This is a genomic window from Deinococcus sp. (assembly GCF_025362455.1).
Lineage (GTDB): Bacteria > Deinococcota > Deinococci > Deinococcales > Deinococcaceae > Deinococcus.
In genome coordinates this window covers 1-2,825 of sequence record NZ_JANYGJ010000115.1, presented here as the reverse complement: position 1 = coordinate 2,825, position 2,825 = coordinate 1, and the positions used below count along the sequence as shown (strand labels likewise).

3 protein-coding genes are annotated in these 2,825 nt (G+C 69.4%); all 3 read left to right on the top strand.

Translation table 11 applies throughout. From position 1 onward, the window contains the following. Positions 1-918, top strand: a 918-nt coding sequence (locus tag Q0R23_RS09190; protein WP_293912329.1) for a hypothetical protein, incomplete at its 5' end; no start/stop codon positions are given. Positions 919-921: 3 nt separating this feature from the next. Continuing rightward, complete coding sequence (locus Q0R23_RS09185; protein WP_293912327.1) at positions 922-1,536, top strand: hypothetical protein; 615 nt, start codon at positions 922-924, stop codon at positions 1,534-1,536. Positions 1,537-1,647: 111 nt separating this feature from the next. Then, positions 1,648-2,825: 3' terminal RNA ribose 2'-O-methyltransferase Hen1 (locus Q0R23_RS09180; protein WP_293912325.1), on the top strand; the 1,178-nt coding region annotated here is incomplete at its 3' end.

Genomic DNA, 2,825 nt, shown 5'->3' with positions numbered 1-2,825 from the left:
TACTGGTACGACTACTGGGACGACAACAGCATCCAGGTGACGGCGGCGGCCCTCGAAGCGCTGGCCAAACTCGACCCCGGCAGCCCGCTGATCGCCCCGACTTCGCAGTGGTTGCTGGGCGCCCGGCGCGGCCCGCAGTGGATCAGCACCCAGGACACCACCAGCGTCATCGTCGCCGCGCTGGCCCTCAAGCCGGGGGCCGCCTTCACTGGCGACGTGACCGCCCTGCTCGACGGTAAAAGCGCCGGAACAGCCAGCCTGGACGGGCGCGGCGCCGTCAGCCTCAAGCTGGACACGGCGGGCCTGAAAGCGGGCACACACACCCTCAGCCTTCAGGGCGATAATTTGCCGCAGAGCCTGAGCTACAGCTCGGCGCTGACCTTCAGCCGCGAGCAGGCCCAGCTTGGGGGCGACCAGACCAAAGGATTGCTGCTCAGCCGCCAGTACGAGCGCCTCGATCCGCTGTGGAACGACAAGGAGAAGCGCTACACCTACCGCCGCACCCCTTTGCAGCAGCTCGGCCAGATGCAGCCGGTGACGACCGGCGACCTGATTCTGGTCACGCTCAGCGTGCAACCTCTTAAGCACTCCGCCCGCTACCTGCTGATCAGCGACCCGATTCCGGCGGGCATGAAGGCGCTCGACGAACGCAGCCTGGCCATCGCCGGACTCAAAGACCCTGGCAGCTACGACTGGCAGAGCTGGAACTACTGGTACGCCGGGCGCGACCTGCTCGACGACCGGGTGGACCTCTACGCCGATTACCTGTCGGGCCGCCAGAGCATCACCTACCTGCTGCGTGCCCAGACCCCCGGCACGTTTACCGCCCTGCCCACCCACGCCTTCCTGATGTACGACCCGGAGGTCGAAGCCTACGGCCCGGCGGCCACCCTGACGGTGCGGGACCGGGGCCAGTAGGCGGTGAGGCTCGGTGTTGCCTTGCTGGGGCTGCTGCTCGGCTCGGCTCTGGTTTCGTCTGGGCTGGCGGCTCAGGTCCGTCACGGCGGCCTGGTCGTCAGCTACGTCGATGCGCGGGACGCTGAGCAGCTCGCCGCCGTCTTTCGGGCCTGGGACGCGGCGGCGGGCGACCTGCGGCGGCTCGGCCTGCCGGTTCCGGCGCGGGTCCGCATCGAGGCGGCGCTCAACGCGGCGGGGTTTGCCCAGCGCACCGGAGAAGCAGCGGGCATCGCCGCCATCACGCGGGGCGCGACCATCTCCACCCAGCGGCTCGGCGCCCTGGCGGCGCGCGGAACGCTGCCCGTCACCATCCGGCACGAGGCCTTTCACACCGCCCAGCCCCCTGGTCTGCCCCGCTGGCTGGCCGAGGGCCTGGCCCGCACCTTCAGCGGGGAAGGTAGTCGTGACCCGGCAGGCGTCACTGGCCTTGAAACGCTGAGTGAGTCGGCGCTGAGCGCGGCGCTGGCAGGTCGGCAACCGGCCAGACTCACTCAGGCGTATGTGGAAGCCACGCGGCGGGCCGCTGCGAAGCTGAGAGTCGGCGGTTGGAAGGGGGTATTCAGGAATGCTGGGAAATAGGATTGTCCTCAAGTCTAGGGAGAAGTGCGAATCTACCTCAACTTGAGGACAATCTGACCCTCAGCCATTGTGCCCACGCCCTAACCCCAGCCCGGCTGCTAGGCTCCGGATATGCTGCTGACGCTGACCCTCCACGCCTCCGACGCTGCGCCCGCCACCGACCTGGGCTACCTGCTGCACAAGCACCCGGCTCGGATATTCGAGTCGGCGCTGCCGTTCGGCACGGCGCGGGTGTTTTATCCGGAGAACACCGCTGAGCGCAGCGCCGCCGCCCTGCTGCTCGACGTCGACCCGGTGGCGCTGTCGCGGCGCTTCCGGGGCGGCCATCCGAACGCGCCGCTGGAACCCTACGTCAACGACCGGCCCTACGCCTCCGGCAGCTTTCTGGCACTGGCGCTGCGGGACGCCTTCGGCACGGCCCTGAGCGGGCGCAGCAAGGACCGACAGGCAGTGGCCGAGCTGGCGCTTCCGTTTGAGATCGAGCTGCCCTGCCTGCCGGTGCGCGGCCCGGCGGATCTGCCAGAGAGATTGTTCGGGCCGCTGGGCTACGCGGTGGACGTGACCCCGATTGCGCTCGATCCGCGCTATCCGGAATGGGGCGAGCGGCCCTACGTCGCCCTCAAGCTCGGCGGCACCGTCCGGCTGCGCGACCTGCTGGCGCACCTGTACGTGCTGCTGCCGGTGCTGGACACTGCCCGCAAACACCACTTCCTCGATGAAGCCGAGCTGGAAAAGCTGCTGCGGCGCGGCGAGGGCTGGCTGGAGGCCCACCCGGAGCGCGATCTGATCGCCACGCGCTATCTGCAACTGCGCTCGCTGATTCGCCAGGCCACCGAACATTTTGCCGCTGAGCACTTTACTGGACAGGGCGAGACCGATAGCGGTGACGAACCCGCACCGGAAACGGCGGCGGCCCGTACCGTTCACGCCGGGCGGCTGGCCTGGGTTGCCGAGCAGCTCCGGGCCAGCGGCGCCCAGACGGTGCTCGATCTGGGCTGCGGCGAGGGCCGACTGCTCAAAATGCTGCTGCCGGTGGCCCAGTTCCGCGAGCTGGTCGGTCTGGACGTCAGCGCCCGCGCCCTGGAGATCGCCCGGCGACGCCTCAAGCTGGATGAGCGCCCGGAGCTGGAAAAACGGGTCCGGCTGCTGCACGGCTCGCTGACCTACCGCGACGCCCGGCTGCGCGGCTTCGGCGCGGCGGTGCTGGCGGAAGTCATCGAGCATCTGGACGTGGGCCGCCTCGAAGCGCTGGCCGCCAACGTCTTCGGGGACGCCCGCCCCAGCACCGT